At 61.5% G+C, this 25,863-nt stretch carries 18 protein-coding genes; 5 read left to right on the forward strand and 13 right to left on the reverse strand.

Annotated elements, in window-relative coordinates; genetic code table 11:
* Positions 1 to 331: 331 nt before the first annotated feature.
* On the forward strand, positions 332 to 2,731 hold the full coding sequence (locus tag AB1A62_RS09430) for a mechanosensitive ion channel family protein (protein WP_366661249.1): 2,400 nt from the start codon (positions 332 to 334) through the stop codon (positions 2,729 to 2,731).
* Between the two features lie 209 nt (positions 2,732 to 2,940).
* On the opposite strand, the gene AB1A62_RS09435 is transcribed toward AB1A62_RS09430, so the two are convergent.
* From AB1A62_RS09435 to AB1A62_RS09455, 5 genes are read right to left on the reverse strand one after another with little or no spacing between them, the layout of a single operon-like run.
* Entirely contained in the window at positions 2,941 to 4,287 is a 1,347-nt protein-coding gene (locus AB1A62_RS09435; protein WP_366661250.1) for a CoA transferase, read from the reverse strand.
* Complete coding sequence (locus AB1A62_RS09440; protein WP_366661251.1) at positions 4,284 to 5,438, reverse strand: ABC transporter permease; 1,155 nt, start codon at positions 5,436 to 5,438, stop codon at positions 4,284 to 4,286. The genes AB1A62_RS09435 and AB1A62_RS09440 overlap by 4 nt, the downstream gene beginning before the upstream one ends.
* Complete coding sequence (locus tag AB1A62_RS09445) at positions 5,435 to 6,463, reverse strand: ABC transporter permease (RefSeq protein ID WP_366661252.1); 1,029 nt, start codon at positions 6,461 to 6,463, stop codon at positions 5,435 to 5,437. The genes AB1A62_RS09440 and AB1A62_RS09445 overlap by 4 nt, the downstream gene beginning before the upstream one ends.
* Complete coding sequence (locus AB1A62_RS09450) at positions 6,463 to 8,376, reverse strand: ABC transporter substrate-binding protein (RefSeq protein WP_366661253.1); 1,914 nt, start codon at positions 8,374 to 8,376, stop codon at positions 6,463 to 6,465. Before AB1A62_RS09450 ends, AB1A62_RS09445 begins: the two co-directional genes overlap by 1 nt.
* Positions 8,369 to 10,150, reverse strand: coding sequence for an ABC transporter ATP-binding protein (locus AB1A62_RS09455; protein WP_366661254.1), 1,782 nt, complete (start codon positions 10,148 to 10,150; stop codon positions 8,369 to 8,371). The genes AB1A62_RS09450 and AB1A62_RS09455 overlap by 8 nt, the downstream gene beginning before the upstream one ends.
* Positions 10,151 to 10,573: 423 nt before the next feature.
* On the opposite strand from AB1A62_RS09455, the gene AB1A62_RS09460 reads away from it, so the two are divergent.
* Positions 10,574 to 11,239, forward strand: coding sequence for a TetR/AcrR family transcriptional regulator (locus tag AB1A62_RS09460; protein ID WP_366661255.1), 666 nt, complete (start codon positions 10,574 to 10,576; stop codon positions 11,237 to 11,239).
* 30 nt (positions 11,240 to 11,269) lie between these two features.
* Here the strand turns inward: AB1A62_RS09460 and AB1A62_RS09465 are convergent, their stop codons facing one another.
* Entirely contained in the window at positions 11,270 to 14,692 is a 3,423-nt protein-coding gene (locus AB1A62_RS09465; protein ID WP_366661256.1) for an indolepyruvate ferredoxin oxidoreductase family protein, read from the reverse strand.
* A gap of 146 nt (positions 14,693 to 14,838) precedes the next feature.
* Here AB1A62_RS09465 and AB1A62_RS09470 point away from each other — a divergent pair, with 146 nt between their 5' ends.
* Positions 14,839 to 15,297, forward strand: coding sequence for an Lrp/AsnC family transcriptional regulator (locus tag AB1A62_RS09470; RefSeq protein ID WP_366661257.1), 459 nt, complete (start codon positions 14,839 to 14,841; stop codon positions 15,295 to 15,297).
* A gap of 21 nt (positions 15,298 to 15,318) precedes the next feature.
* Here the strand turns inward: AB1A62_RS09470 and AB1A62_RS09475 are convergent, their stop codons facing one another.
* Positions 15,319 to 15,711, reverse strand: a complete 393-nt coding sequence (locus tag AB1A62_RS09475) for a DUF3307 domain-containing protein (RefSeq protein ID WP_366661258.1) — start codon at positions 15,709 to 15,711, stop codon at positions 15,319 to 15,321.
* Between the two features lie 195 nt (positions 15,712 to 15,906).
* Between AB1A62_RS09475 and AB1A62_RS09480 the strand changes: the two genes are divergently transcribed.
* A complete protein-coding gene (locus AB1A62_RS09480) occupies positions 15,907 to 18,903 on the forward strand; it encodes a cyclic nucleotide-binding domain-containing protein (protein WP_366661259.1) in 2,997 nt (998 codons plus the stop codon).
* Between the two features lie 26 nt (positions 18,904 to 18,929).
* Entirely contained in the window at positions 18,930 to 19,781 is an 852-nt protein-coding gene (locus AB1A62_RS09485; protein WP_366661260.1) for a fumarylacetoacetate hydrolase family protein, read from the forward strand.
* Positions 19,782 to 19,939: 158 nt separating this feature from the next.
* On the opposite strand, the gene AB1A62_RS09490 is transcribed toward AB1A62_RS09485, so the two are convergent.
* The 6 genes from AB1A62_RS09490 to AB1A62_RS09515 form a co-directional block, all read right to left on the reverse strand.
* Positions 19,940 to 20,305: a metalloregulator ArsR/SmtB family transcription factor gene (locus AB1A62_RS09490; protein WP_366661261.1), complete on the reverse strand. Its 366-nt coding sequence runs from the start codon at positions 20,303 to 20,305 to the stop codon at positions 19,940 to 19,942.
* 189 nt (positions 20,306 to 20,494) lie between these two features.
* Complete coding sequence (locus tag AB1A62_RS09495; RefSeq protein WP_366661262.1) at positions 20,495 to 21,601, reverse strand: Zn-dependent alcohol dehydrogenase; 1,107 nt, start codon at positions 21,599 to 21,601, stop codon at positions 20,495 to 20,497.
* Between the two features lie 124 nt (positions 21,602 to 21,725).
* Complete coding sequence (locus AB1A62_RS09500; protein ID WP_366661263.1) at positions 21,726 to 23,063, reverse strand: adenylosuccinate lyase family protein; 1,338 nt, start codon at positions 23,061 to 23,063, stop codon at positions 21,726 to 21,728.
* Complete coding sequence (locus AB1A62_RS09505) at positions 23,063 to 23,773, reverse strand: alpha/beta fold hydrolase (protein ID WP_366661264.1); 711 nt, start codon at positions 23,771 to 23,773, stop codon at positions 23,063 to 23,065. Before AB1A62_RS09505 ends, AB1A62_RS09500 begins: the two co-directional genes overlap by 1 nt.
* A complete protein-coding gene (gene pcaD, locus AB1A62_RS09510) occupies positions 23,766 to 24,557 on the reverse strand; it encodes a 3-oxoadipate enol-lactonase (protein WP_366661265.1) in 792 nt (263 codons plus the stop codon). The genes AB1A62_RS09505 and pcaD overlap by 8 nt, the downstream gene beginning before the upstream one ends.
* 70 nt (positions 24,558 to 24,627) lie before the next feature.
* Positions 24,628 to 25,824, reverse strand: a complete 1,197-nt coding sequence (locus AB1A62_RS09515; RefSeq protein WP_366661266.1) for an endonuclease/exonuclease/phosphatase family protein — start codon at positions 25,822 to 25,824, stop codon at positions 24,628 to 24,630.
* Between the last annotated feature and the right edge of the window lie 39 nt (positions 25,825 to 25,863).

The following is a 25,863-nucleotide window of genomic DNA, read 5'->3' on the forward strand; positions in this document are numbered from 1 at the left end:
GCAGCGCGCCAGCTGGCCCTGCCGCTCTTCTCTGGGCGCGTGCTATTATGCTCGGCCATCTTCCGCCTCAGTTTGCGCGCCCAATGTCCGTGTACGGCAGGGCGCGGTCAGTATTTTGCTTTCACCGCTACCGGCTTGGCTGATAGCTGCCGGGCCGCGGCATCACGGCTTTCTGCCGGAGGCAGATATCTGAATTTGTATAGCCCGGAGCTGGAGCGCATGCAATCATGCGGCATTGTTGCAAGGCGCACGGTAATTTGCACGCGCGCTATTTGCGCAACGCCCCGGCAGATGGTTAATTCGGCTCAAGTTTCCATAAGGATAGCCAGTCATGCTGCAATCACTGTTTCGGTTTCTGCTTTGCCTGTTGCTGGGGTTCGGGCTGACAGCTCACGCCAGCGCGCAGGAAAGTGACGCAAGGAATGCAGAGACACTGTCCCGGGCGATTGAGCAAGCAGCCGAAAGCGGTGTCAGCGTGCTGGTAGTGGACAGCAGCGGGCGGCTGCTGAACGCGCCGCCTGAGGGTGAGCAGCAGGGGGATCAATCTGCCTCTGGCGCGATGGAGCAGCCGTCAGCTCTGATGAAGGCGCAATCCAGGGTCGCAGCGTTTCGCGCAGAGCTGAACAGCCGGCTGGAGGCGCTGCCCTATTCGGTCTTCGAAATGCAGTACATCCTGCGACAGACCAGCCCCGACGGACGTATCATGACCTACGTCGAGGTGCTGGGTTGGAGTGTCCTGTTCCTGCTGATCGGACGCTGGCTGTCAGTGGAGATTTATGGCAAGCGTATCGCAAAAAGGTTTGTGGTCGCTCGGATCCGGGAAACTCCCGAAGGCTATCAGGAAAAGATGCCTTTTCTGGTCTACCGCTTCTTGATGGGGGTCGGAGCCACCATCTTTGCGATGATCTTTGCAGCCTTGATTTCGTATCTGGTTTTCGGTGCGTCGGGCGATCCCTCTATCGAGTTTACCGTCACAGCGATCTACACTGCCTACTTTCTGGCACGGACCGTATCGGACCTGTGGAGGATGGTGCTGTCACCATTCCTGGCGCAATACCGTATCCCGGTATTTTCCGACCGGGATGCCAAGCGGCTGTATATCTGGGCGTCCTTGTTGGCGACATACGACATTTCCTCGACGCTGTTTGCGACCTGGGTCGGGGATTTCGGACTTAACTACAATGTCTATGCACTGGTCTACGGCGTTCTGGCACTGGCGGGGACGCTGGGCAACCTGTTGATGGTGCTGGTCAACGGCCGGGCGATTTCCAATGCCATCCGTGCTGGCCGCCCGCCCGAGGACTGCTCCTGGCTGGTGCGGTTCCTGGCGGTCGCCTGGGCGCCGGTGCTGATGGTCTACATGGTTTTCGGCTGGCTCAAGCTGGCCTTTGATCTGGTTCTTGAGCACGAAGTTTCGATCCCGTTGATGGCGGGCAGCTACTTTGTTCTGACCACGATCCTGGTTGTGTACGGAGTAATAAATTACTTGATCGAAAGGTATTTCCGCCGCAGCCTCGCTGTACAAGCCGCGGCGGCAGTGCCGTCTGCTGCGGAAAGTGCAGCACCGGATGCGGGCGGGGCGGCTGCTGACACTGAGGCAGTGCAGCCGGAAAGCGCTGCTCCGGAAGCAGAGGAAGAGGGGGGGGAGGAAGGAGCCTCCCTCAAGACAAAACACCCGATAGCTACATACGAGGATCTCGCGCGCAGGGTTGCGGGCATCCTAGCTTTTGTTGTCGGTGCATATTCGCTGGTAATTGTCTGGAAACCGGACGCCAGCTGGCTCAAGACTACTGCTGCCGAGCGGGTCGTGGATGTGACTGTGATCCTGTTCATCGGCTACATCGTCTATCACCTGTTCCGGATCTGGATCGACAGCAAGATCGACGAAGAAGTGGGGGATGTTCCAGAGGCCGAACTGGGCGATGAGGGCGGTGCCGGCGGGGCCAGCCGGCTGGCGACCCTGCTGCCGCTGTTCCGCGGTGCAATCCTGGCGGTGGTGCTGGTGTCGATCGTCCTCATCCTGCTGCTGGAGCTGGGCATTAACGTCAGCCCGCTCTTTGCCGGTGCCGGTGTGGTTGGCCTGGCCGTGGGATTTGGTTCGCAGACGCTGGTGCGGGATATCTTCTCGGGCGCATTCTTCCTGATTGATGATGCCTTCCGCAAAGGCGAATACATCGACATCGGCGATGTGAAGGGCACTGTCGAAAAGATCTCCGTCCGCTCCTTCCAGCTGCGCCATCACTTGGGCGCGCTGCACACCATACCCTTTGGTGAGATCAAGGTGCTGACCAATTACTCCCGCGACTGGGTAATGATGAAACTGCCGCTGCGGGTGACCTATGACACCGATGTGGAGAAGGTCAGGAAGCTGATCAAGAAGCTGGGGCAAAAGCTGATGGATGATCCGGTTGTCGGCCAAACCTTCATCCAGCCGCTGAAGTCGCAGGGGGTGATCGAGATGCAGGACTCGGCAATGATCATCCGGGTGAAATTCATGACCAAGCCGGGCGACCAGTGGATCGTTCGCAAGCGGGTGTACCAAGAGATTCGTGAACTTTTCGCGCGTGAAGGCGTCAAATTCGCCCACCGCGAGGTCACGGTGCGCCTGGCCCCGGATCAGGAGGAAGAGGTGAAACCAAAACAGAAGGAGGCCGCGTTGGGAGCTGTGCAGGCAGCTATTGACGAGGACATGCTGGAAGACATGGGTGGACCAGGCGGCGACGACCGCTGAATAACCTTGGCAAAGGGCGCCCTCCCGCCCCCGCGCTTGACCGCTGACGTGTTCAGCTTGGGGTTGGGCCTTGCGCCGCGCTGGTGCGCGGCGCAGTTCTGGAGGCTGCTGGACGGGCAAGATGCCGGGAATCTGACGGGCGCTTCTTTCCAGGTTTGTTTTTTGGGGGGCAGATTGCCTAGGGGCAGGGGCGGCTCGCGTGCCGCCGGTTAATCAGCCCAGGCGGCAGCGGCGCTGCCGCAGCGGGTGGCAGGTAATTCCCAGTGCATTGCCGTGCCGTTCAGAGTGAGTGGTGCAGCAAGTCGACGGCCAGACCCCCAGCTGCTTGTTTCAATATGCGGCAAGTAGTCGTCGTCTTTTGGCCCGGCGATATCCGGTCCTTTGGCAGTCTTGCCCATCCCCGCTAGCAATTCCGCTGTGTGCGCCAGCGAGAGGCGAGCAGTCGGAACTGCCTCGCCTTGCGCCGCTGCAGTGAGTGCCGACAGCACTGCGGCGGCCATCAGATATCCAGTTGCATGATCCAGCGCCTGTACCGGCAGTGGGTGCGGCCTGTTGGTCCCGGCCCAGTCCCGGCCTGCATCTGCAATGCCAGCACTCATCTGCACCAGGCTGTCGAACCCGCGCCGCGTGGCCCAGGGGCCGGTCCAGCCATAAGCATCCAGCGTCACTTCCACGGCGTTTGCCGCAAGCTGCCGCCGGTTGCCTGCGTCATACCCCAGCCCGTCCAGTGCGCCGGGCCGGTAGCCGTGCACCAGCACATCGGCCTGGGCAAGCAGGGTTTCGAATACCAGCCGGTCTTCGCCTTTGGTCAGGTCGAGCGCGGCCATACGCTTTCCTAGGGAAATGTCGGTGATCACTCCCGGCTCGTCCCAGCCGGGCGGGTCGATGCGCAGCACATCGGCACCAAAACCGGCCAGTGTGCGGGTGGAGACCGGCCCGGCAAGAACGCGGGTGAGGTCCAGCACCTGCAAGCCGGCAAGCGGGCGTTCAACAATCGCCTGCGGCCGATCTCTCAGCTGTATATGGCGGGGGAAACACCAGTCGATCAGTGGCTCTGCCGCCACAGCGCGGCCCTGAGGGTGCGACAGCCAGTCCGCTCGGCTGCGCATGGCGGCAGCCGCCCCGCCAGCAGCCACAGTTTCGCTTTCCAGGCTATCCGCATTCCAATACTTTACCGAGGCAGCCACGGCCTCCCGCGTGCCGGCGCATTCAAGCACCCGCAGCGCTGCCTGGCGGTGATGCGGCAGGTTGGTATGGAGGCGGATCCAGCCGTCCTGTGTTTCATAGACGCCGGCGATCGCATCCCACAGGCTGGGCAGTTCCCAACCCTCTGGACGGAAGCTGTAGCTGAACCACAGGGACGTCAGACGCTGATCGACAATGACATCGGGCGCGGTGGGCGCGAGGTTCAGCACCTCGATCAGCTTTGCCAGTTCAAGCCCAACGGCGGCAATTGAAGCATTAGCCAGTTCTGTGACAGCAAAGGCGCTGGGCCACCGGCCGCTGCCGGTGAGGCGGTATTGCTCCATGGCGGGGAGGGCGGTGAGCAGGGTCACTGCTGATAGGGATCCAAGCTATCGCGCAGCCCGTCGCCCAGGAAGTTAAAGGCCAGTACGACGACTACAATCGGCAGCATCGGAATGGCCAGCCAGGGGTAGATTTCCACGGACGTGAGGTTCTGCGCGTCATTCAGCATTACCCCCCAGCTAACAGCCGGCGCACGTAAGCCGAGGCCGAGGAAGGACAGCGCGGTTTCGCCCAGGATCATGGCCGGGATTGATAGGGTGGCAGAGGCGATCAGGTGCGACATGAAGTTCGGCAGCAGATGCTTGCGGATCACCCGTCCGGAAGAGGCGCCCATCATTTCCGCCGCGCGGACATATTCCTCTTCACGGAGCGACAGAAATTTGGCGCGCACTGAGCGGGCCAGTCCGGGCCAGTCAAGAATGCCGAGAATGATGGAGATGATGAAGAAAACCGCGACCGGCGACCAGTTTGAGGGCACCGCCGCTGACAGCGCAAGCCACAAGGGAAGTTCAGGCAGCGAGCGCAGGATCTCGATCACCCGGTTCACCGTCCAGTCCACTCGGCCGCCAAAATACCCGGCGACACTGCCGAAGAAGATGCCAAGCACGAAGGAGACCGTGATCCCGATCAGGCCAACCGTGAGCGACAGCTGCGCACCATAGGAAACGCGGCTGAAGATGTCGCGGCCCAGACGGTCAGACCCCAAGATGAAGATCGTGGCTTCTTCGCTGGCGCAGAACAGGTGCCGGTTGCTTTCTATGAAGCCGGCCAGATAATAGGTGCTGCCTTCGCAGAAGAACTTGAGCTTGAGCGGGCGTGAGGTGTCCGGCTTGAACTCCCACTGGAAGGTCTCGAGGTTGGCCTCGGAAGTCATCGGGTAGACAAACGGGCCGATAAACTCACCCTCGTGAAACAGCTTGATCGACTGCGGCGGGGAATAGAGGTGTTCCGAAAAACGCTGATTGGGGCCGTAAGGGGCGATGAAGCCGGCGAACGGGATCAGGAAGTAAGCAATAAAGAGGAATATGCCGGAGATCAGACCCAGCTTGTGTGTCTTGAACTTGCGCCATACCAGCAGCCAATTCGGGGCATCAAGATCCTTGCGCTCCAGCTCCAGCAGCGAGGCCTGCGGATCGAAGGGTTCATCATCGACAAAACGTCCGTCGGGCAAATGGGTCATGCGTCGCGCCCCTCGTAGCGGATTCTGGGGTCAAGCAACACCAGCAGCACGTCCGAAATCATGGTGCCAATCAGGGTGAGCAGGGCCACGAACATCAATACAAATCCTGACAGGAACATGTCCTGTGTCTTGAGCGCTGTCAGCAGGGTCGGGCCGATGGTTTGCAGGCCCAGCACCACCGACACAAGGACAGAGCCGGAAATCATCGAGGGCAGCAGGTTGCCGATGTCGGCCACAAAGGGGTTGAATGCCACCCGCAGCGGGTACTTTGCCAGCATGCGGGACGGCGCCATGCCCTTGGCGATGGCGGTCTCCACATAGGGTTTTCCCAGTTCATCCAGCATGTTGGCCCGCAGCCGCTGCATCATCGCCGAGGCGCCGGCAGTACCGATCACGAAGGTTGGAACAATGAGGTGCACCAAGATGGATTTCACCTTGTCCCAATTCATCGGCACACCTTCGAATTCAGGCGCCATCAGCCCGCCGATCGGCAGGTCAAACCAGCGGTGGCCGTAGTAGAACAGGATCAGCGCCAGCAGGAAGTTTGGCGTTGCAAGCCCCAGATAGCCGACAAAGGCCGTGGTGTAGTCGACCCAGGTGCGGGCGCGGGCGGCGGCAAGCACCCCCAGAGGCAGGGCTACGGTATAGACAAAAATAACGGCGGCCAGGTTCACCAGCACAGTCAGCCAAAGGCTGTCGCCAACGATATCAGCCACCGGGCTGTCAAATTCGAAGGACCAGCCGAAGTTGCCTTGGATCATGCCGGAGAACCCATGCGGGCCGGGCATGAAGCCCATCCAGATCATGTATTGCTGCCACAGCGGCTTATCCAGCGCGTATTCCTTACGCAGAAATTCGGCCTTGGCCACCCCTGCGGACTGGCCTGTAGCCTGCAACTCGGCGATCTGGTTCGACAGGTAGTCGCCGGGCGGAAGGTTGATGATGACAAAGATCAGCACCGATACCACCAGCAGTGTCATCAGCATGGTGCCAAAGCGGTAGATGGCGTATCGCAGTATCTCCATCAGTCCAGGCCATCCTCGAAAAAGAACTCGTCGGGCCGGTAGACACCGAAATGCGCGCCGGGGTCCCAGGCCCAGATCGCCTGCTCAGGGACGTTGCGCAGCCGCTTGCTGACGACCACAGGCTGCGGTGCGGCGGCAACCACCCCTATCGCGTAGACTTGCTCTGCGTGGATCTGCAGCATGGCGCGCCAGGCCGCGATGCGCCCGGCCTTTGTCGTGGCCATGTCCCAGTCCTGCAGCAGGGAAAGCAATTTCTTGGCCGGCTCCATGTCCGGCGGCTCGCCCGCGCTGCCACCGGTCTGATAGTATTGGCCCCACTTCGGCCAGGACAAAAAGACCTGATCTGTTGGGGCCAAGTAAACCGGGGACGTATAGGACTGCGGCAAGCCATTGTCCCAGCCAAACCAGGCGGAGGCCATGGAACTGCCGGAGAAGACACGGTTTCTCAGAATGTCGCGGTCCAGCGGACGCATGATTAGTTTGACCCCGACATCGCGCCAGTCATCGGCGATGATCTGGAGGGCGTTTTCCACTTCCTGACGTTCGCCGGCGGTTTCCACAATCAGTTCCATCAGGCGTCCGTCAGGTAAGTAGCGGATGCCATAGCCGTCTTTTTCGGTCAGCCCGGCCTCGTCCAGCAGGCGGTTTGCCTGTTCCGGGTCAAACCTGGCCCAAGCGTCGCGCAGGGCGGGATCGAACAGCTCGCTCTGCTCAAGCACCGTCATGGCGCCGGGCTTGGCGAGATTGAAGTAGAGCGCTCTGTTAATGGCGCGGCGGTTGATAGCCAGGGACAAGGCGCGCCGTACCCGCACATCACGCAGAATTTCACGCCAGAGCGGATCCTTTGTATTGAGGTTCGGGTAGATGGCGATCTGTGAAGCAGCGCCGTTACCCCAAAGGTAGGTCATGTAGCCGGAATTGTCCTTTTCGCCCTTGCGCAGGATCGGGATGTCGCGAAAATCCAATCCGCGGGCCTGCAGATCCGCTTCTCCTGCGTTCGACTTGGCGGCCACCAGCCCCGCCGTCACGATCTCCATCTCTACAGTGTCGATATAGGGTAGCTGCACACCGCGGCTGTCGATCCGGTGATAATAAGGATTGCGCACGAATTGATGGCGGATCTTCTTGCCGGGCGAGGCGTTGATCCAGGGCTGCAGCGTCGGAAGCTCGTGATTGTCGAACTTGTACATGTTGTCGTACTTGTTATGCAGCGCAGCCCAGCTTTTGACACGGGCGTAGTCAACTTCCTCTTCCAGAACCTCTGCGTCGGCATAATCCGCGTGGAACTGTTTCAAGTATTTTGCTGGCCTGTAGATAAAAGGCGGGCGAGCCTGAGCCAGCATGTGCAGAAAACTGGGGTTCGGGTCATCCCATTCATAAATCACTGTTGTTTCGTCGGGGAAGCTTACCCGCGGCAGATTTCCCATTACCCGCAGAAAGTCCGGCGGCCCAGCGGGGCTCAGCAGCTCGTTGTTGGCGACATCCTCCCACCAGTACCGGAAATCGTCAGAGGTGAACGGATCGCCGTTGGACCAGCGGTGCCCGGGCCGCAGTTGCAGCGTGTAGCGGCGGTTGCCCTCGTTCTCGTATCCCAGAAGAATGTCCGGCTTCAGCTGGTATTTCTCGTCGTAACCGGCCAGCCGTGCATAACCATAAACCACCATCTGCCGGATGTCCTTGGAGCGCGTGACCATGGTATTCAGCGTTCCGCCCTGAATACCGAACTCCCGGCCCTTGGAGGCCAGATCCACCACTAGCGGTACTTCTGGCAGGCGTTTGGCAGCTGGTGGCAGATACCCGGCCTTGACTTCGGAGCTCCAGAATTTGCTTTCTTGTACAGCGATGTCTGCGAAGGCAGCTAAAGGGGCAAAGCAGAAGGCAGCCGCCAGGAAAGGTTTCAGGGCATCAAGCATGGCAGCGCACCTTGTGGCCGGGTTCCAGGTTTTTCAAATTCACCAGGGGCGGGGCATCGACGCCGTTGAACCGGAAGGCTTCGGGCCAGCGCTGGGGCGCCCCCGCACCCTGCGCCACCAGTTTCAGGTCGATGGGCCGGTCGATATCCGGTTCCGGCTGGGCAGCGATCAGCGCCTTGGTATAGGGGTGCTGGGGATTATAGAATAGTGTTTCCGGCGGTGCCTGCTCGACGATCAGCCCGCGCCGCATCACCGCAACCTCATCGGCAATCCGTGCTACCACGGCAAGGTCATGACTGATGAACAGGTAGGACAGGTTGTGCTGGTCGCGGATGTCTTCCAGCAGCCGCAGGATCTGTTCCTGCACCGAGACATCCAGCGCTGAGGTCGGTTCGTCGCAGACAATCAATGCCGGATCCAGCATCAGGGCGCGCGCAATTGACAGGCGCTGGCGCTGGCCGCCGGAAAAAGCGTGCGGATAGCGTTTCAGCATGTCGGGCGACAGCCCTACCAGGCGCAGCATTTTCGCAGCCTTGTCGCGACGATCGGTCCGGGTGCCGATGCGATGGATGTCCAAAGGCTCCATCAGCGTGTCCTGTATGCGCATTCGGGGCGACAGCGACGAGTAAGGGTCCTGAAACACCATCTGGGCCTGTTTTTGGAAGGCTGTTCGCGTCTCCCGGTCCATGTCATGAACTGTGACCGGGGGCTGGCTGGCATTTGGCCGGAACAGCACCTCGCCGCCAGGGTCGGGCGGTTCTGCCCCCAAGGCGATGCGGGCGGCAGTGGTCTTGCCTGATCCGCTTTCGCCAACGATTGCCAGTGTTTCGCCGCGGGTTACCCGCAAGTCGATCTCGCGGCAGGCATGGATCAGCGTCGGGGCCTGCCAGCCCTTACCCGCCCGCAGCGTGTAGGTCTTGGAGACAGATCTCATCTCCATGATCAGGTCTTCGCGCGAAGGAGGAATCGCAACGACTGCCTCGTCCGGGATTTCCGGTGCAGCGTCGAACAGCGCCTTGGTATACGGATGTGCAGGCGCGCGCAGCATCGGCTCGGCGCGCCCAGACTCCATGACCCGGCCTTTGTGCATCACCACGACCTGCTCGGCCATGTTGGCGACCACGCCCAGATCATGGGTCACCAGGATCATTGCCATGCCGGTTTCGCGCTGCAGATCCTTCATCAGGCCCAGCACCTGTGCCTGGGTAGTTACGTCAAGCGCTGTGGTCGGCTCGTCGGCGATCAGCAGGTCCGGCTTGGCCACCATCGCCATGGCGATCATCGCACGCTGGCGCATTCCGCCCGATAATTCAAACGGGTAGGAGCGATAGGTGCGCTCCGGCTCTGGAAAACCGACACGTTCAAAACAATCCAGAACAATGTCGCGCGCCTCGCGTTCGGATTTCCGTCCATGCAGCCACAGCACCTCGGACACCTGGTTGCCGATCCGGTGCAGCGGTGACAACGAGCGCATCGGCTCTTGGAAAATCATCGAGATGGTGTTGCCGCGCACGTCACGCATCCGGCGTTCATCCAGCGAGGCCAGATCCAGTTTTTTGCCACGGGTCTCCAGCAGGATCCGCCCTGACCGCAGCTGCGCCGCCTTCGGCAGGATGCGCAGCACTGCCCGGCAGGAAACCGTCTTGCCCGAGCCGCTTTCCCCAACCAGGGCAAGCGTTTCACCCGGCTGGACGGTAAAACTCACGTCTTTGACAACGGAGTCCCCCTTGCCAAAACCGACGCTGAGGTTTTCGACGGACAGCAGCGGACGCATTCAGAATAGCCCGCCCAGTTGGTTCAAGGCGCTCATGAGATCGTGTTTTCCCCTGTTTTTTCCAACACCTTCGCGCGCCGGAGGCTGTTTAGTCAAACCCCATTTGGTCTGACGCCGGTTCTGCAAGGAGAATTTTGCCAAGCTGCAGAAAGCGTTGCAGGCCGGAGAATGCTTGGCAGTCTGCATTCAAACTGATTGAGAGAGCGTGCTGGAGGGGCGCCAGCATCCGGTCACAATCAGTCACAAGGATGTGCCGGCAGGCGCCAGCCGTCGGTACCGCCCAATATTCAAGCCGCATTTCCTGTGTGTCGCTGATGCCACTTAGTCCCCGTTGCAAATCCGGGCAGACAGGGTTGCCGTGTTGGCGCAGGCAGGCGGCCCGGCATAGAGTGGCGGAAATGCAAGTAATCTGAAAGGCCGCTCATGGCGCAAAAACCTGTTCTGCACCGGGATGATCCAGAGGCCGAGCCGCTGGTTGGCAATATCAAGGTCACCCGCAACGACTGGCTGAACGTCGCAATGGACGTGCTGATCTCGGATGGCGTGGAACAGGTCAAGGTGCTGGCACTGGCCGAGCGGATGCAGGTCTCGCGGTCGTCTTTCTACTGGTATTTCAAATCCCGCCAGGATCTGCTGGACGCGCTTCTGAAAACCTGGGAGCAGACCAATACCGCAGGCATGGTGCGGCAGGCGGAGGCGCCGGCCAAAACAATCACTGGCGCAGTGCTGAATGTCTTTCACTGCATCACCAACCCCAATCTGTTCAACACCGCGCTTGACTTTGCAGTGCGGGACTGGTCCCGCCGCTCAGGCAAGGTGCGCAGCCTGCTGGACCGGTCCGACCGGCGACGGGTTGAGGCGCTGACAGCGATGTTTGCCCGCTATGGATACCCGGAGCGCGAGGCCATGACCCGCGCCAAAGTCCTGTATTATATGCAGCTGGGCTATGACATGGCGGATCCGAACGAAAGCCACGCCCACCGGCTGGAAGTGACGCCTGAATATCTCAAGGTGTTCACCGGGCGGGAGCCGCTGGCTGAGGAGATCGAGACCTTCACCGAGTTTACGCGCCAGCACTGGGACATCTGATATCCCAGTGCCGGTTTATGAGTGCTTGCCTTACAGGCTGCGCAGCGTCTCATCCGCTGCCGAGCGGGTCTTTCTGGCGGCCTCCAGGCGCACCGGTCCGTAACCGCGGATTTCCATCGGCGCTCGCAGGATTTCGAGACAGGCGCCATGCGTATCCGGTGTGTAGCGCTGGACCACGGTACGGAGAGCATCCTCGTACCAGGTCAGCAGTTCGCGGTGCAGGCGGGCTTCCTCGTGGTAACCGAAGACGTTGAAGGCGGTGCCGCGCAGGCTGCGCGCCTTGACCAGCAGGTTCAGCGCCGGGCGCAGCCAGGGGCCAAATGAGCGCTTCAGGGGCCGGCCGCGGCTATCTTTCTTGCGGCTCAGAAGCGGCGGAGCGAGGTGGTAGTTGACCTTAAAATCACCCTCGAATTCGTCCTCGATCTGGTGGCGGAATTTCTCGCTGGTCAGCAGACGCGCTACCTCGAACTCGTCCTTGTAGGCCATCAGCTTGAACAGCGACCGGGCGGCTGCCGCGGTCAGTTCATCCTGCGCCTTCTCGGGCAGCGCATCGCGGAACCGTTCGAGCGTATCCTGGTACCGTGATGCATAGGCCGTGTTTTGGTACCCGGTCAGGAAGGTGGCGCGCCGATCAATCAGCTCTTTCAGCGTTTCGTCCTGTTCCGGAGCTTCTGTGTAGATGTCCTCTACCAGCGCCGGGTCCGCAGCCATGGCGCGTCCGATGGCAAAGGCGAGACGGTTCTTTTCGATGGCCACGCCATTCAGCTCTATTGCCTGATCCAGCGCGCCCGCACTCACCGGCACCAGCCCCTTTTGCCAGGCGAAGCCCAGCATCATGACATTGGCCAAAACTGCATCTCCCAGCATGGCCTCAGCGGCTTCGTTGGCATTGAAACCAGACAGGTTCTGCGGCCCCACTGCTTCTGCAATGGTATTCTCGCGCACTCCCGCCATCAGGTCGGCATCGCGGCGCAGAACCAGATCACCAGTAGGCATTTCCGCCCGGTTCAGCACCACTTTGGTACCGGCGCGGTAATGAACCGATGCCTTCGGCGCCGAGCTTACGACAACATCGCAGCCTATCACGGCATCCGCACCGCCTTGGTCAATGCGCACCTGGTTCAGTGTCTCCGGGGAGTTGGACAGCCGGATGTAGCTCAGCACTGTGCCGAATTTTTGAGCAAAGCCGGTGAAGTCCAGCACGCTGGCGCCCTTGCTCTCCAGATGCGCTGCCATGGTGATCAGCGCGCCAACGGTGACAACGCCGGTGCCGCCCACCCCGGTGACCAGCAGGTCAAAGGGCTGCTTGAGTGATGGCAGTTCGGGCGCGGGAAGCTTGGCAGTCAGCGCGGCGGCGTCCAGCCCGGCGGTTTTCTTCTTGCGCCGGGTGGCACCTTCGACGGTGACGAAGCTGGGGCAGAAGCCGTTCAGACAGGAAAAGTCCTTGTTGCAGGTGGATAAGTTGATCTTGCGCTTTCGGCCAAAGAGCGTCTCCTTCGGCTCCACGCTCAGGCAGTTGGATTCCACCGAGCAATCGCCGCAGCCCTCGCAAACCAGATCGTTGATGAAGGCAAAGCGTTTCGGGTCTTCCATCTTGCCGCGCTTGCGGCGGCGGCGCTTCTCTGTGGCGCAGGTCTGCTCGTAGATGAGAACGGTAACGCCGGTGACCTCGCGCAGTTCCCGCTGCACCGTGTCCAGCGCGCTGCGGTCATGGAAAGTGGTTCCTGCCGGGAAGTCGCCGTGGCTGAACTTGCCGATATCGTCAGAAACCAGGGCGATCCGCTGCACGCCTTCGGCGCGGCAGGTCTGGGCGATGCCATGCACCGAGACCGGCCCGTCCACCGGCTGCCCGCCGGTCATTGCCACCGCGTCGTTATAGAGGATCTTATAGGTGATATTGGTGCCGGCCGCGACCGCCTGGCGGATCGCCAGCGAGCCCGAGTGATACCAGGTGCCTTCGCCCAGGTTCTGGAACACATGCTTGCTGCCGTTGAACTGCGAGGCCACGGTCCAGGGCACGCCTTCGCCGCCCATCTGGGCATATCCCGCGGTTTCGCGGTCCATCCAGCTCGCCATCACGTGGCAACCGATGCCAGAGAACGCCTTGGAGCCCTCGGGCAGCTTGGTCGAGGTGTTGTGCGGGCAGCCGGAGCAGAAATAGGGTGTGCGGGTGGCGCCGGGCACGTTCAGCACTTTCGGCGGTTCTGCAGTCAGTGCAGCGGCTTTGGCCGGCAGGTTTTCTTCCGGGAAAAACTTGTCCAGCCGCGCCGCCACGATGGGCGCCAGCAGCAGCGGGCTCAGTTCCCCGGTCCAGGGGATCAGCGGGTTGCCCTCGCTGTCGTATTTGCCGACCATCTTTTCCGGCTTGTTGCCGGGCCAGTCATAGAAGTTTTCCTTGAACTGGCTTTCGATGATACCGCGCTTCTCTTCGACAACCAGGACTTCCTGCTTCCCCTTCACGAACTTCAGCGCATCGGTGCGGTCCAGTGGCCAGACCATGCCAACCTTGTAGATGTCGATGCCCAACCGGCGGCAGGCGGCCTCATCCAGTCCCAGAAGACGCAGCGCCTCCATCAGGTCCAGGTGCCCTTTGCCGGTGGAAACGAAGCCGAACCGCGCCTCTTTGATGTCATAGATCCGCTTGTCGATCGGGTTTGCCTCGGCAAAGGCGCGCACGGCGCCCAGCTTGGCATGGATGCGGGTTTCGATCTCGGGCGAGGGCAGGTCTGCGCGGCGAATATGCAGCCCGCCGGGATAGTCCGGCAGCTCCGGGTAAATGAACTCTCGGTCCGGCTGCAGCTCCACCGAGCGCGCGCTCTCCACGGTTTCCGACACTGCCTTGAAGCCGACCCAGGTGCCTGAGTAGCGCGACAGGGCAAAGCCGTATTCGCCGAAGGTCAGGTATTCAGAAACATCTGCCGGGTTCAGGACCGGCATGAACCAGGACATGAAGGCCACATCCGACTGATGCGGCATCGAAGAGCTGACGCAGCCATGATCATCGCCAGCAACGACCAGCACGCCCCCTTTTGCCGAAGAACCGTAGGCGTTGCCATGTTTCAGCGCATCGCCGGAGCGGTCCACGCCCGGGCCCTTGCCGTACCACATGGAAAACACACCCTCGACCTCGCAGTGCGGGTCCAGAATGGCCTGCTGGGCTCCCAGAACGGCGGTGGCGCCCAGGTCTTCGTTCACGGCGGGCATGAACTTGATGCGGTTCTCCTGCATCCGCTTCTCCGCGCGCCAGAATTCCAGGTCGACCCCGCCCAGCGGCGAGCCGCGGTAGCCCGACACAAAGCCCGCGGTATTCAGCCCCGCGGCGTGGTCTCGGCGGGCCTGGTCCAGCATCACCCGGGCCAGCGCCTGGGTGCCGGTCAGGAACACCCGGCCTTCGGTCATGTCATAACGGTCGTCCAGCTTGTAGCTGCGGAAATCGTGGCTCAGCTCGGTCATCGCGGCGGTATCCTTGCGCGGAAAAAGTGTTTGCCGGAAAAATAAGCCACGAAGGCTGAAAAGATTTGCCTGAATTTCTGGTTTTGCGGCTAGATGTGGATGTGTTATCCAAAATTTACAACATTTTCGGAGGAATTGACCGAAAAATGAAGATCGACGACCGCGACCGCCGGATCCTGACGTTGATTCAGGAAGATTCCCGCATCTCCAATGCCGATCTGGCAGAGGCTGTGGGCATGTCACCGTCAGCCCTTTGGCGCCGGGTGCGGGGGCTCGAGGAGGCAGGGATCATTGAACGCTATGGGGCCGTGGTGAATGCGCCCGCTATGGGGCTGGGGTTCCAGGCCATAGTGCATGTGCACCTGACGCGGCACGATCCGGACAAGCTGGTGGAGTTCATCCGCGCGGTGGAAACCAGCCCGCTGGTGCAGGAGTGCTATGCCACAACCGGGCAGGCTGACTACCATCTTCGGATTCTGGCGCCGGATCTTGAGGCCTACAACAGGTTTCTGGAAAGCTTCCTGTTCCGCCTCCCTGCGGTGGCCAGCGCCCAGACCAATGTTGTCCTGCGCACGATCAAACGGGACAAGCCAGTGGTGCCCTGACAATGCGCAAGCAGAGGTGGCTTATGTCGCCGCGTACTTTATCCAGGCCCAGGCCATGGCGATATAAGTCAGCTGGTGCAGCGCCTGGTCCGAGCCCATCGCCTGCCAGAACATTGCTTGCTGCGGATTCAGTTTCTTGCGCTCGGAAAACCGGGCCTTGCCGAAATCGATGTGGAAATGCACCACCCATTCCAGCACGGCCAGCACCAGGATGAACATCATCGGCGCGCCGAACAGCAGGAAGATCAAGGCCGAACCGACAATATGGACACCGGCATGCTGAGCGCGCCCCATGTGGGCATAAGCGCAGCGGCCTGACAGCATCTTGGGCGTCTGCAGGAAGAAGTCGGCAAACAAGTGCTTGACCTGCAGGGCGCAGAGCAGCAGCAGAACGGATCCGACGTATTCCGGCAAACCAATTAGTCTCCTGAAAGTGTACTTGGCTGGAACCTTACGGATTTTTTGGCGTCTGGCAAATGTTGCGACGGCAAGGTGCCGCAACGGGACAAGGCGGGTTTCTGCCCATTGCCTGTGCCTGTCAAACCGCGCTACCCATAGAAAAGCCTAGCCTGATGCCGCCAATTACGGAGCTTTCCCATCGAGCGCTCTTTGTTCCGCTTCATCTGGAAATACTCGAAACGCGACCAGCTGGTGCTACTGGTCGTGACCGCCTGCCTGTTTCCGCTGCTCTATCTGACGCTCGAGCTGCCCAAACGGATCATCAATGACGCGATCGGTGCCGAGAGCTCTACGATTACGGTGCTGGGGCAGAGTTTCGATCAGCTGACGTTCCTTTGGATCCTTTGCGGAGCCTTCCTGCTGTCGGTGCTCTGCCACGGTCTGCTGAAAATGCGGATCAACACGATGAAGGGGGTGCTGGCGGAGCGGATGCTGCGCCGCTTCCGCTATCAGCTGATCGCCCGGGTCCTGCGCTTTCCGCAACCCTATTTCGAGCGGGTCAGCCAGGGTGAGCTGGTGTCGATGGTCACCTCAGAATCGGAGCCGATGGGCGGGCTGATGGGGGATGCGGTCAGCCAGCCGGTGCTGCAGGCGGGCCAGATGCTGACCATCCTGTTCTTTCTGTTTTTGCAGAACTTCTGGTTCGGGATGGCAGCGATAGCCTTGATTCCGCTGCAGGGCTGGCTGATCCCGATGCTGCAGCGGCAGATCAACCTGCTGAACAAGAAACGCATCAAGCAGGTGCGCGCGCTGGCCACGGAAATCGGGGAAAGTGCCGCAGGCGCGTCGACGCTCAGGATCAACGGCGGCTGGCGCTATCGCATGGCGATTATTACCGCCAGGCTGGGGCGCCTCTATGACATCCGCTTCCTGATCTACCAGAAAAAATTCTTCATGAAGTTTCTCAACAACTTCATTACCCAACTGACGCCTTTCTTCTTCTATGCGGTCGGCGGTTATCTGGTGCTGCAGGGCAAGGTTTCGCTGGGCGCGCTGGTGGCGGCGCTGGCGGCCTACAAGGACCTGGCGTCGCCCTGGAAGGAACTGCTGGCCTATTACAACCAGACCCAGGACATGAGCTTGCGCTGGGACGTGATTCTGGAACGTTTCGCACCGCAGGGCATGGTCGAGGAAAATCTGCTCAGCGGCGAACCCGAGAAATTGGGCCGTCTGAAGGGCGATGTGAAGCTTGATACGGTAAGTGTGCGGGATACTGACGGCAATCTGGTGCTGGAAGAGTTGAGCGCGACGTTTCCTGCGGGGAACGTGATTGGTATCGCGGCGCCGTCCGAGGAAGACCGGCGTGCCCTGGCGGAACTGCTGACCCGGGAAATCCTGCCTTCCTCTGGAACCGTGACGGTGGCGGGGGAGAGTCTTGCCGGCCTGCACCAGGCAACCATCGCTGCACGGATCGGCTACGCCACCTCGCGCCCGGTCCTGTTCCAGGGGTCCTTCGGCGACAACGTAATGATGCCGATGCGGATGCGCCCCCGCGGCGAGGCACGCAATCAGCGGGAGCTGGAAATCGCAAAGCTTGCCGGCAACAGCCCGGATCCCTTTGATGCGCCATGGCTGGATCCTGAACTGGCGGGTTTTTCCAGCGAGGATGAACTGCGCGGGTGGTGGCTGAAGCTGGTGGAAGGCATCGGGTCGGACACTGCGCTGTTCCGCCGCGGTATTGATCAGTATTTCGAAGCCCCGGCGCATCAAGACCTTGCGGATCAGCTGGTCGAGCTGCGCCCCGCGGTACGCAAGGCGATCGAGGACGCTGGGCTGGATGTGCATGTGCATTTCCTGGACGAGGAAAGCTACAACCCGGCTTTGCCGGTTGCGGAAAACCTGCTGTTCGCCGCGTCTCAGGAAGCCATGACCGGCGAGATGCTGCACCACCAGGGAGAGTTCCTCGACCAGCTGAAGCAGCTGGGTCTGGACGAGGGGCTGGTCGCGCTGACCCGCGATGTGGTTGAGATGCTGCGGCAGATTTTTGGCATGGACGGTACCGGTCACCCGTTGTTCCGCAAGCTGGGGCTGGATGTGGAGGCCTATGAGGCCGCGCTGGCGCTGGCGGATAAACCTGGCGGAACGGACGCTGCCAAGCTTAGCCGGGAGGAATTGGCGCAACTGCTGATCGTGCCTTTCACAATCTCGGCGGAACAGATCGGCCCGGCTTTCGAGGATGGGATGAAGGAGCGCATCCTTGGCTTCCGCCGCAGTCATGGCGACAGTCTGCTGCAGGCGCTGGGTGCCGGGTTTTTGCCCTTTAGCGAAAATGCATTTGCACCCAGTTTGACTGTCCTTGAGAATGCACTGTTCGGCAAAATTTCCGATGCCGCCGGGGCCAAGGCGGATGAAGTGCGCAAGCTGGTTTCGGAGCTCATGGTCCGTGAAGGATTGCGTGATCAGGTGGTGGAGCTGATTTTTGACATGCCGATCGCCGTGGGCGGGCAGGGGCTGGCGGCAAGTTTTGCGGAGCCCCTGGCCTTCTGCCGGGCCACCATCAAGCGGCCGGACATCCTGATCCTTGACTCCTCAATGGCAAGCTATGATCTGGACACCCGCGTGGCCGTGCACAAGAACCTGCGCAAGCTTCTGCCGGACACAACACTGATCTATTTGGCCCCCAGTTTCCAAAGTCCGGATGTCTTCGACGCGTTCTTCGAGTTGCGCCAAGGCAGGCTTGTCAGCGATGAGGCCGAGGCGACTGCGGCGGGCGATGGGGCGGCGAGCCAGGATCTGGCGCGCAAGCTGCGGGCGCTGGAGCAGACAGAGCTGTTCTCCGGCCTGAACCGCCGCCAGATGCGCCTGCTTGCTTTTGGTGCGCGCTGGTATGATGCGAAGGCTGGCGAAGTTGTCTTTCTCAAGGATGATGAGGCCACAGACGGGGCTTACATGATCCTTGATGGCGAGGCAGGTTTGTACTTGCCGCAAGAAGGTGAGGAAGACCGCCTGATCGCCACTGTTGGCCCGGGAAGGCTGGTTGGAGAACTTGGATTGATCCGCCATGAACCGCGCGCTCTGAGCATGATCGCAGAAACCGACCTGCGCTGCCTGCGGATCGGTGAGGAGGAATTCCTTGCGGTGGTGGAAAACGACGCCTCCACGGCCTTCAAACTGCTACAGGTGGTTGCGGGCTACGTCTCCAACTGATCGGGAAACAAACGGGGAAAACAGGAATGAAACTGCTGCGATACCGCGCGGGCGAAGAAATACGGCCGGGACTGCTGGACAGTGAGGGTGCAGTCCGGGATCTTTCTGCCCACGTGCCGGACATCACCGGCGAAGTGCTGGATGATGCGACGCTGAACCGGCTGGCTGGGTTGGATCCGCAGATGCTGCCGCCGGTGGAAGGCGCTCCGGCACTGGCTCCTTGCGTCGGCCAGACGGGAAAGTTCCTTGGCATCGGCCTGAATTACACTGACCATGCTGAGGAAATGGGCATGGCACTGCCGGAACATCCTATCCTGTTCCTCAAGGCCACCTCTTCGATAGTTGGAGCGAATGACGATGTGATCCTGCCGCGCGGTTCCGTGGCCGCGGATTGGGAAGTAGAACTGGGCGCAGTGATAGGCTCTGCGGCCAAGTACGTTACCGAAGAAGACGCGCTGAAGCATGTTGCGGGCTATTGCGTGATTAACGATGTGTCGGAACGGGATTTCCAGACCAAGCTGACAGGGCAATGGACCAAGGGCAAAAGCTGCGACACCTTCGGGCCTATCGGTCCGTGGCTGGTGACGCGGGACGAGGTGCCGGATCCGCAGAACCTGTGGCTGACGTGCGATGTGAACGGTGATCGGCGGCAGACTGGCAACACCAGCACAATGGTGTTCTCGGTGGCGCAGATCATTTCGCATCTGAGCCAGCTGATGACGCTTCATCCCGGTGATGTGATTGCAACAGGTACGCCACCGGGGGTCGGCATGGGAGCAAAGCCCGAGCCGGTCTATTTAAAACCCGGCGATGTGATGCGGTTGGAAATCGAAGGACTGGGTGTGCAAACCCAAAAGGTCAGGGCTGACGGGGAGTAGCCGCCCGGCCCGACATCTTTGCCTGGGGTTCAGGCCTCAGGCGCCTCGCGCCTCTTGGGCGTGTTGCAGCCCAAGGCGTGGCTCTTGCCACAAACACAAGAAGATCTTTTGCAAAGGCACCGCCAGGCCGGCAGCGGATCACGGAACCGCGCTCAATCTCAGCCGCAGAACTGCTTGTGGAGCAACGCAATCATTTCTTCCGTGCTGCCGTTGTTCAGGGAATAGTACACCGCTTTGCCCTCTCGACGGGGCGTGACCAGCCCTTCTTCCCGCAGCCGCGCCAGCATCTGGCTCACCGCCGCCTGGCGCAGGTTCATTAAGTTTTCCAGTTCACTGACCGATTTCTCCCCTGCGATAAGGTGGCAAAGGATCATCAGACGGCCTTCATGTGCAAGGGTCTTCAGGAATGCTGCTGCAGCTGCAGCACTTTCCTGCATGTCGGCTTCCGGCGGGTTGCCGCCACTTTTTGACGGAGGCACTGCTTCTTTTCCTGCTGTCGTTTTTCCGCAGCTTGCCCGCTTCAAGTGCCCAAGTCATCCAGCAGTTGCGTTTAACACCAGGATCGGCGGAGAGTCACCGGTGAGAGCTCTGCCAAAGGCATAGCGGCGCCTGCCTGAACCGGATCCGTTAAGACCGGCAAGGCGGTCAGCGGCAAACGGCGGGACCAGGAATGCGCAAAACTGTCGAAAATTGCTGGCGTTCTTGGGGACAGGTCAGCCTGCTGTGCGCCCATGATTGAACACGATGACATTCCGCTTGGCGCTGCCGGTCTTGGTATCGGCAATTGCCTCGTTGATCTGGTCCAGGGACCAGCGGCCGGAAATGAGCTCATCCAGCTTCAACCGCCCCTGCTGGTACAGATCCACGATCCAGGGAATGTCCCGCTGGATTACTGTGTCACCCATCTTGGAGCCGATCAGCCCCTGTCCCAAGGCAGCCAGCACAACAGGCTCGTATGCTGCATTGGCGCCCGAATGCGGCATGCCGATCAGCACCGCCTTGCCGCCGCGGGCCAAGTAGCGCAGCGCCTGATCGTAGGCGGGAATGGCGCCGACAGTGACCAGCACCGCATCGGCACCGCGCCCGCCAAGCGCTTTGTGGGCGGCCTTCCAAGGTTTGTCTTCGGTTGCAAGCACCCCGTGGGTGGCGCCGAACTCCTTGGCGGTCTCCAGTTTCTCCGGGTTCATGTCGACCGCAACAATGCGGCGGGCGCCTGCAATACGGGCGCCCTGAATGGCATTGAGGCCGACGCCGCCCGCGCCGATGACCACCACGTCTTGGCCCGCGCGGAGCCGGGCAGCGTTGACCACCGCACCCACACCGGTGATCACTCCGCAGGAAATCAGCGCTGCCGCGTCCTTTTTCATTTCTGCGGGAATCCTTACGATCTGGCGCTGATCCACCACCACTTTCTCGGCAAAGGCGCCGCACGCCATCGCTTGGTCCAGCGGGGCGCCGCTGACCGTTTTCAACGGCCCATTCACCGTGTCATAGGGCGTTTCGCAGATCACTGGCCTGCCACCCGCACAGGAAGCGCAGGTGCCGCAACTGCGGATCAGTGTGACCACGACCGAGTCGCCTGTCGCAAACCCCTGCACGCCTGAGCCAACCCCGGTGATCACCCCGGCGGCTTCGTGACCGTAAACCGCAGGCAGATGCCCGCCCCAGGCACCATCGGCATAGGAGATGTCGCTGTAGCAGATTGCAACCGCGTCCAGCGTGACCTCGACTTCCCCCATTCCGGGCGGTGCCAGCTGCACATCTTCAATGACCAGCGGGGCGCCGAATTCGTGGCAGACAGCGGCTTTGATGGTTTGCATGATCGTCCTCCCCGTTTACAGTCAGGGTGACGCGCCAAGGCAGCTGCATCAAGCAGCAATGTGCCGGACAGAGCGCGTTGTAACGTCACGGAAAACGCGCTTTGCAAAGCCTGGTGCAATCCGGTCAGGAACCGCGCAGGCCGTCCGCACGCTTGCTGAACTGCAGGGCTTCCCATGGCGCATGGCCCATCTGTCTGGCCGGGTCAAACAACGCATCCGCATCCAAGTCCGGATAGTCCCGCACAACAAGATCCCGCAGTGGAGTGCGCGCGGCCTGAGCCTCCTGGCATAAGGTCTTTACCGCCGCCTGGGCATCGGGCCGCGGCATTTGTGCCGCCAGGGTGAAGCTCAGCGCTTCGGCGTGGATCAGGCCCCGCCCGGCCGAAAGCGCCGTCGCCATGGCCTCAGCGCGCGGCGAAATATCTGCGCACAGTTCCTTGCTGGTTCTTGCGGAAGTTGCCGCGCCCAGAACGATCTGCGGCAGGCACATCCATTCGGTGAACCAGGCCGCCCCGTCGCGTTGGTGCTGTTGCATTGCGGCACCTTGCAAAACGGAGAGCAATCCGCTGCCTTGCCGGGCCAGCGCTGCCAGCGCTGAGGGCGCCACCGGGTTCTGCTTCTGCGGCATGGTGGAAGAGGCGCCGGCTCCGCCAAGCGAAACCTCCTGAATGCCGCTTTGCACAAGCGCGGTGCAGTCTTCGCCGATTTTGCCGAAGGCCAGGGTCACGCGAAGCAGCCAGTCCGCGATCCGCAGCACCGGCGTGCGGTCGGTGTGCCAGCTGTGCCCAGGATCCTGCAGCGCCAGTCCTTTTGCCATGGTTGCCCGCACTTCCGCTGCCTTAGGACCCAGCGCGCTGGACGTGCCCGCCGCGCCGGACAGGGACACCATCAGGCAGGATTGCCGCAAGCCGGGCAGCTCTTCCAGCAGGTTCAGCAGCGGGGTGCCCCAAGCCGCCGCCACCGCGCCAAAACTGGTGGGGGTTGCGTGCTGCCCGTAAGTGCGGGCGGCCATCGGCAGCTCCGCATGCGCCCTGGCGAGTTTGCCGAGCGATAGGACAGCGGCCTTCACGTCCGCCTCAACCAGCGCCAGCGCCTGGCGCAGACGAAGCATCAGCGCGCTGTCCATGATGTCCTGCGAAGTCGCGCCCCAATGCACATACTGAGCATGTTCGGGCGCCTTCATTTCTTCGCGGAATGCGGCCACCAGACCCGGCACCGGCACACCGTTCTGCCCCGTGGGCCGTTTTAGCACACCCGGGTCGACGGCGATTTCCACCACGGCCCGCCCGATCGCAGCAGCGCTTTCCTGCGGGATCACGCCTGCCTCGCCTTGCGCCTTGGCCAGGGCGCCCTCCACCAGCAGCATCGCGCGCACTTCGGCGCTGTCCGAGAACAGGCGGCTGACTTCGCCGCTGCTGAATAAGTCGCCATAAACCCGGCTGTCAAAGACAGAGCCTGCCATCAGAAGTCCTTTACGATCATTCCCAATAGCTCTGCCAGGCCTTCAGGATCGGCGAAGAAGGGCGAGTGGGAGGTATTCATAATATGGGTCCGCCCTGTCGGCAGGCGGGCCGCCATCTGCGCCTGGTATTCCGGCGGAATGATCCGGTCTCCAGTGCAGCGGATGTAGGCTTTGGGCACAGCCTCGAACCGTTCGCTCAGGCGAATCGGCGTGTCCTGCGGCAGGATCGGCTGTACACAGAGGTTTTCCATGGCGAAGCGCACGGCTTCCGCCGGGCAGTCGTGGTAAAACAAGTCAGGTGTTGTTTCCGGCACCAGGCTGTAAGCGGTGCCTGCCGTGTTCTTCTGAGTGGCGCCTTCAAGCGTTTGCCGCGGCCCTGCCTTGCGCATGTCGATCAGGGACATGCCGCTGACCGGCAGATAGGCGCAAAGGTAAATCAGCCCGCGCACGCGCGCCGGATGCGCCTCTGCCGCAGCGGAAATGGGAAAGCCGCCCCAGGAATGCCCGACGATCACAGTGTCAGGGGAGGAGGCTGTCGCAACCGCCTCGGCTGTTTCGGCCAGTGTCACGCCCGCGGGATCGCGCCCGTCCGCGTGACCGGGCAGGGTGATGGCGCGAGCGATGTGGCCGCGGGCCTCCAGCGCCGGGACCGCATCGCGCCAGCACCATGGGCCGTGGCAGGAGCCGTGAACCAGAAGAAACTCAGCCAATGTGCCCGGTCTCCCTCAGGAAGGCTGTCAGGCGTTCAGCGTATTCATCCGGCTGCTCGACACAGGGAATGTGGCCTGCGCGCCGGATCAGATGGAATTGGCTGCCTGGGATCAGGTCCACCGTCTCGCGCACCAGGTCGGGCGGGGTGGAGCCGTCCTCGGACCCCGCAATGCCCAGGCATGGCAGCCTCAGCCCGCTGGTCGGCGTGTAGAAATCAGTGCCCGCAATCGCCGCGCAACAGCCGGCATAGCCGTCGCGCGATTGCTGCAAGAGCATGTTTCGCCACAACTGCAGCTCCGGCGTGGCGCGGAAGCCGCGGGCAAACCAGCGTTCCATCACCGCGTCGGCCAGCGCCTCGATGCCATCTGTCTGAACCGTTTGGACCCGTTCTTTCCACATCTCTGCGGTGCCGATCTTGGCAGCGGTGTTTGACAGCACCAGCGCGCGGATCTGGTCCAACCGCTTCACCGCCAGCCCCTGCGCGATCATGCCGCCGATTGACAGGCCCACGAACATGCAATCGCGCACGTCCAGATGGTCCAGCAGCCGTTCCGCATCCCGCACCAGCGCACCCATCGAATAGGGGGCAGGCGGGCAGGAGGACAGCCCATGCCCGCGCTTGTCGTAGCGGATGATGCGCAATCCTGCGGGCAGCCTTTCCACCACAGCATCCCAGACTCTCAGATCCGTGCCGAGTGAATTGGCAAACACGATGGGGGCGCCGCCTGCGTCACCGTCAACGCGGTAGTGAAGCTGGACATCGCCCAGATCTGCAATTTGCATGGGGTACCTCGTTTCTGCTCCGCCGCAGTCTACCTGTGCCGGGGCAGGGAGGTAAAGCAATCGGCAGGGCTCAGCCGTGCAGCTCCATATGGGCCATGATCTGGCCATGGTCCGAGGCAAGCTTGTTGAACGGCGCCTCCGGGTGGCTGCCATCGGTCAGATGGTCGTTGAAGACGCTGTAATAGTGCATCTTGCCGACCGCTCCGTGCCAGTCCGGGTCGAAGTGGCGCGACATGTAGATCTGGTCGATGCTCTCGTGAACTCCGCCAAAGGCCGTGGTGTAGACCACGTCGCGCAGGGATTTCCGCAGGAACATTTTTTCCGCCGAGCGCAGCCGCACCCGGTCTACAGCCTCGCGGATCTGCGCGTCCTCGGCCTCGCTGTAGCGGTCGCCCGGGTGCTGTGCATCGTGGCGCAGCATCCAGGTATAGTTCTTGAACGGCACCTCGCCGGAGATGATCTCGCTGCTGACCGCGTGTTCACCGTCGTTGAAGTCTCCCAGCACCATCACCGGCCGGCCCTGTTCCAGCTCGTCCAGCACCGCGCGGCGCAGCACCCAGGCCTCGCCCATCCGCCTGAGCGCCGCGCGCAGCGACCCCATCGCCCTGCCTGCAGCATCATAGGCCGTCAGCACAGTCTCGGGCGGGTAGGGGGCGCCCTGCGGCTTGATGTATTCGCCAAGTTTTGATTTCAGGTGGCAGTTGAACACGCTGATCACCTGATCCCCGACCGGGACCCGCACCTTGAGGATCGGGCGCGACAGACGGCGGAGCGTGTAAAATCCCGCGTCTTCCTCCTCACCCAAGCAAGCCATCGGAATATCCAGCGGTTGGGCAAGGTCCTGGATCACTTCCGGGTCTCCCTCAAAGCCGAAACGCGACAGCACCGCCAGCCCTGGCCGCCGCTTGCCCGGCTCGCTGGTGTCATTGAGGTTAGGGGCAAACGCCAGCTCTGCCTCGGCATAGGAGCCGTAGGCCAGTTTCTGGAAAATTGCCTTGCGGTGATAGCGTTTGGCAGGATCGGGGATGCTGGCAGCATTGGCCAGCGCGCCGCGCCGGTCGGCTTCGGCGATCACCTGCCGCAGCGGTGCTTCCTCAAAGACTTCCTGGAAGCCGACGATATCCGCATTCAGCGTCAGCAGCTGGTCGGCCATCCAGTCGGCCTTCCACGCGTACTCCTCCGGCGTGTAGCTTTGAAAGCGGTAGAATTCCCGCTCCGGGCCGATCAGGTTTTTGACGTTGAACGAGGCGATGGTGAAACGTGTCATGACGTGTCCCCCTGGCTGCCGCGCGGACCATCGCGCGGC

The organism is Leisingera sp. JC11 (assembly GCF_040704725.1).
GTDB lineage: Bacteria > Pseudomonadota > Alphaproteobacteria > Rhodobacterales > Rhodobacteraceae > Leisingera.